Below are 5,265 nucleotides of genomic sequence, written 5' to 3'. Positions count from 1 at the left end.
GGGGGTGGTTTTGGGGTGTGGGTTGGGGGGGTGGGGGGTGCCAGTTGGTGGGGGTGCCGTGGGTGTGGAGTTGGGCGAGGGAGAGGTGGAAGCGGTGGGTGGTTCCTTGGTTTCTGCGGAGGGTGCCGGTGGTGAGGGTGGTGTGGGGGGTGGTGTCGGCGGTGTCTTGGAGTGCGGTGGTGAGGACGGGGTGGGGGCTGGTTTCGATGAATTGGGTGTGGCCGTTGTTGAGGAGGGTGAGGACGGTGGGGTGGAGTTGGACGGGGTTGCGGAGGTTGTCGTACCAGTACTGGGCGGTGAGTTGGGTGGTGTCGATGGGTTGGGCGTGGAGGGTGGAGTAGAAGGGGGTGGTGCTGTGGGTGGGGGTGATGTCGTGGAGGAGTTGGAGGAGGGTGTCGTGGAGGGGGGTGATGTGGGGGGTGTGGGAGGCGTAGTCGACGGGGATGGTGCGGGCTCGGATGTTGTGGTTGTTGAGGTGGGTGGTGAGGTGGTGGATTTGTTGGGTGTTGCCGGCGATGACGGTGGTGTGGGGGCCGTTGTGTGCGGCGATGTGGAGGTCGTTGTAGGGGGTGAGGTGGGTTTGTGTTTCGTTTGGTGGGAGGGGGATGGAGGCCATGGTGCCGGTGTTGGCGAGGGTGAGGAGGGCTTTGCTGCGGAGGGCGACGATTTTGGCGGCGTCGTTGAGGGTGAGGGCGCCGGCGATGTGGGCGGCGGCGATTTCTCCTTGGGAGTGGCCGAGGACGGCGTCGGGGTGGATGTCGTGGTGTTGCCAGAGGCGGGCGAGGCTGGTCATGACGGCGAAGAGGGCGGGTTGGGTGATGTCGACGCGGTCGGGGGGTGGGGTGTGGGGGTTGTTGAGGAGGTCGAGGATGTTGTGGTCGGTGTGGGGTTGGAGGGCTTGGCAGGCTTGGGTGAGGTGGTGGGTGAAGGTGGGGGAGGTGGTGAGGAGTTGGTGGGCCATGCCGTGCCATTGGGAGCCTTGGCCGGGGAAGACGAAGACGGTTTTGCCGGGTTCGGTGGTGGTGGCTTGGACGAGGCTGGGGTGGGGGGTGTTGTGGGTGAGGGCGTGGAGTGCGTTGAGGAGGTCGGTGTGGTCGGTGGGGGCGATGACGGTGCGGTGGGTGTGGTGGGTGCGTCCTTGGGTGAGGGTGTGAGCGGTGGTGTTGAGTTCGGTGGGTGTGGTGTGGGTGAGGGCGTAGGTGTGCAGGCGGGTGGCGTGGTCGCGTAGTGCTTGTTCGGTGTGGCCTGAGAGCAGCCAGGGCGCGAGCGGCGTATCGGCGGTGACGGGATCGGGTTCCTCCTGCCCCTCCACACCAACCAACACCGGCTCAAGTTCGCCGGGATCCTCTTCGACGGCGGGTTCCGGTTGGTCCGGAGCCTCTTCCAGGACGACGTGCGCGTTGGTGCCGCTCATGCCGAAGCCGGAGACGGCTGCGCGGCGTGGGTGTCCGTTTCGTGGCCACTCGCGGGCCTCGTCCAGCAGCTGTACCGCGCCGCTTTCCCAGTCGACGTGGGGTGTGGGCTCGTCGATGTGCAGAGTGCGCGGCAGCAGTTCGTGGCGCATGGCCATGATCATTTTGATGATGCCGGCGACGCCGGCTGCGGCCTGGGTGTGTCCGATGTTGGATTTGAGGGAGCCGAGGTAGAGGGGTTCTTCCGCGGGGCGGTCTTGTCCGTAGGTGGCCAGGAGTGCCTGGGCCTCGATGGGGTCGCCCAGTGTCGTTCCCGTGCCGTGTGCTTCCATCGCGTCGACATCCGCCGGGGCCAGCCCCGAATCCGCCAGCGCTTGGCGGATGACCCGCTGCTGTGAAGGGCCGTTGGGTGCGGTGAGGCCGTTGCTGGCGCCGTCCTGGTTGATGGCGGTGCCCCGGACGACGGCGAGGACCTGGTGGCCGTTGCGGCGTGCGTCCGAGAGGCGTTCCACCAGCAGCAGACCGACCCCCTCGCCGAAAGCCGTGCCGTCGGCAGCCGCAGCGAACGCCTTGCAGCGGGAGTCGCGAGCCAGGCCGCGTTGTCTGCTGAAGCCGATGAAGATGTCCGGGTTGGCCAGGATCGTGGCCCCGCCCGCCAGGGCCAGGTCGCACTCGGAGTTCCGGAGAGCCCGCACCGCCAGGTGCAGCGCGACCAGCGAGGACGAGCAGGCGGTGTCCACCGTCACCGCCGGACCCTCAAGACCCAGGGTGTAGGAGATCCGGCCCGAGGCGATGCTGCCCGCGCTGCCGATGCCCAGGTACCCCTCCATCTCGGCGGGCAGCTTCACGCGCGAGCCGTAGTCGGTATAGACCACGCCGGTGAACACACCGGTGCGCGAGCCGTGCAGCGAGGACGGGTCGATACCGGCCCGCTCGAACGCCTCCCAGGCCGTCTCCAGCAGCAGCCGCTGCTGCGGGTCCATGCTCGTCGCTTCGCGCGGGCTGATCCCGAAGAACGCCGGGTCGAACTCGTCCGCGTCATGCACGAATCCGCCCTCGCGCGCATACGAGGTGCCGGCACGGGAGGCGTCCGGGTCGAAGAGCCGGTCCAGGTCCCAGCCCCGGTTGGTGGGGAAGGGCGAGATGACATCGCGCTCCGATGCGACCACCTCCCACAGGTCCTCGGGCGTGCGGATCTCCCCTGGATAGCGACAGGACATGGCGACGATCGCGATCGGCTCGTCGTGGTGGGACGGAGCGCCGGTGGCCGCCACCTTCTCGTCGGAGCCGAGGAGCCTGGTGCGGAAGAAGGCGGCGAGCGATTCAGGGGAGGGGTAGTCGAAGATCAAGGTGCTGGGCAGTTTCCATCCGGTCGCCGTGCACAACCGGTTGCGCAGTTCAACAGCGGTGAGCGAGTCGAAGCCGAGGTCCTTGAAAGCGCGCGAGGTGTCCACGGTCTCGTGCGAGGAGTGGCCGAGCACGGCCGCTACCTGGTCGCGTATCAACCCCGTGAGCACACGCAGCTGTTCGGATTCCGAGCGGCCCGCCAGCGTGTCGGTGAGCTCGGCCGCCTCGGTCCCGTTCCCCGGGCCGGTTCCACGTGCGGCGGTCTCGACCGCGCTGACGAGGGAGCGCAACGGTGCGGCCAGCAGGCCGCCTTCGGCCTGCGAGCGCAGGCTGCTCCGGTTGAGCCGGGTGGCCAGCAGGCATGCCCGGTCCGTCCGCCGCGCGAGGGCGAAGACGGGGCCGCATTGCGCGGCGCTGAAACGTGTCAGCCCACCGGGCGAGCGGTCCTGGCCACCCTCCCGGGGGCCCCAGCTGAGCGAGGCACCGGGCCGGTCCAGCGTACGGCGGTACCGGGCCAGCGCGTCGAGGTAGCTGCCGACGGCGGCCCTGGTCGCCTGCCCAGCACCGCCGAGGGTGCCGGCCGGGTCGGGGGCGAGCAGCAAGAAGGAATCCAGGCCGAGGTCGAGGGTGAGTTCGTGCAGGTTCCACGCGGCGTCGGTGGCCGTCCGCAAGGCATTCCCGAAATCCTCGGGAGCGGTGCTTGCGAGCAACGATTCCGGCGTTTCGGCTGCCACATGGAGCACTCCGGTCAGCGGGTGCGCCGCGGGCAGCAGGGCCAGGGCACCGGCCACCGCTTCGCGGTCCGCGGCACAGCCCGGTGCGGTCAGTACGTCTGCGCCGAGCCCGGTGAGCGTGGCCGCGAGGTCCCTGTCCCCGCCGAGCAGCATGACGTGGCGTACTCCGAGCGCCGTGACGAGATGTTCCGTGACGGCGGCCGTGAGGCTGCCGTCACCCGAGACCAGGAGGGTGCCGGTCGCTGCGGAGTCGGGTTCCGGTGGTGGCGGGAAGTCATCAGAGGACGAACGGCACAGCCGCGGAATCCGTATCCCGCCGTTTCTCAGGGCGAGTTGGGGCTCCTCGGTGGCGAGTGCGGCGGGCAGTGCACACAGCGAGGCGGCCTCGTCGTCCAAGTCGACGAGCGTGAGGCGCCCCGGATGCTCCGCCTGGGCCGCCCTGACCAACCCCCACACCGGGGCAGATGTCAGGTCCTGCACATCCTCCGGGTCCGGCAGCACCGCGCGACGGGTGACGATCACCAACCGGGTGGAGGCCGTTTCCTCCCGCGTCGTCCAAGTCCACAGGTCACGGAAGAGCGTGTCGCAGTCCGAGGCGGTCAGGAACGCGTACGCAGGGACGGGCCCTGATTCCCCGCTCAGCATCTCGGCGAGTGCCTCGACCGACGCGTGCGCGGGCAGTCGCTCCCCGCCGAGAGCCTCTTCGAGTCCGGTCACGCCTGAGCCGATCAACGCCCAGGGCTCGCCGGACGGACGCGTTCCGGAGAGATCGGCTTCTGTCTCCAGCGCTGGCCATTCCAGACCGAGCAGCCAGTCGGGCCGGGCGTCGCCTGCCGGGGCAAGCTGCTCGGGTGTCAGAGGGCTGAGCGACAGGGTGTCGACCGAGGCCACGGGGGATCCGGTCCGATCGGCGACCGTCAGGGTGAAGCCTTCGGCGTGCCGCGTGGCGTGGACGCGGAGCACGTCGGTACCCACCGCGTGCAGTGCCGTCCCCCGCCAGACCGTCGGCTGAGCAGCGGAGTCGGCCTCCGCCAGGAGTGGCTGGAGGGCGGTGGCGAGCAGCGCCGGGTGCAGGACGTACCGGGAACATTCGGCGGACGCCTCCTCGGCGGCGTGCACCTCGGCGAAGATCTCGTCCCCGAGCTGCCATGCCTTCGTCAGTCCCTGGAAGGCAGGGCCGTGGTCATAGCCGAGCCCGGCGAGACGGCCTCGCAGCTGGTCGAGGTCGATGGCCTGGGCACCGGTGGGCGGCCAGGAGGTCAATGCCTTCGGGGCGTGGGTCGACGGTGGTGCGAGCGTCCCGGAGGCATGGCTGGTCCAGGACCCTTGCCAGGGTTCGTCGTCGTCCAGCGTGTCCTCGGCCGCGTGGGCGTGCACGGTAAAGGCGCGGTGGTCGTCCTCGTCCGAGGGTCCGACCGTGAGCTGGAGGTCGACGGTACCTTCCGGCGGAAGCAGGAGAGGCGTGTCGAGGATGAGCTCGGCTACCGCCAGGTCTCCTAGCAACCAGCCTGCCTGCAGGGCGAGTTCCATGTACGCGGTGGCGGGGAGAACGGAGCACCCGTCGACCGTGTGATCGGCGGCCCATGGGTGGCTGTGGGCGGAGAGCCGACCGGTCAAGAGCACCGTGTCGCTCTCGGCGAGGGTGGTGGTGGCGCTGAGCAGCGGATGCTGGGTGGCACGTAGACCGAAGCTTTCCGGCTCACCGCCGGCCGCTGCGTCCTCCAGCCAGTAGCGGTGGTGTTGGAAGGGGTAGGTGGGGAGGTTGTTGGGGG

At 69.4% G+C, this 5,265-nt stretch carries 1 protein-coding gene; it reads right to left on the bottom strand.

Annotated features, from left to right (window positions below; translation table 11 throughout):
* Positions 1-5,265, bottom strand: a 5,265-nt coding sequence (locus NMN56_RS42710; RefSeq protein ID WP_283742574.1) for a type I polyketide synthase, incomplete at both ends; no start/stop codon positions are given.

The sequence above is a fragment of the Streptomyces iconiensis genome (assembly GCF_028657195.3).
Lineage (GTDB): Bacteria > Actinomycetota > Actinomycetes > Streptomycetales > Streptomycetaceae > Streptomyces > Streptomyces iconiensis.
The sequence above is the reverse complement of the archived record's forward strand: the minus strand, read 5'-3'. Positions and strand labels throughout refer to the sequence as shown.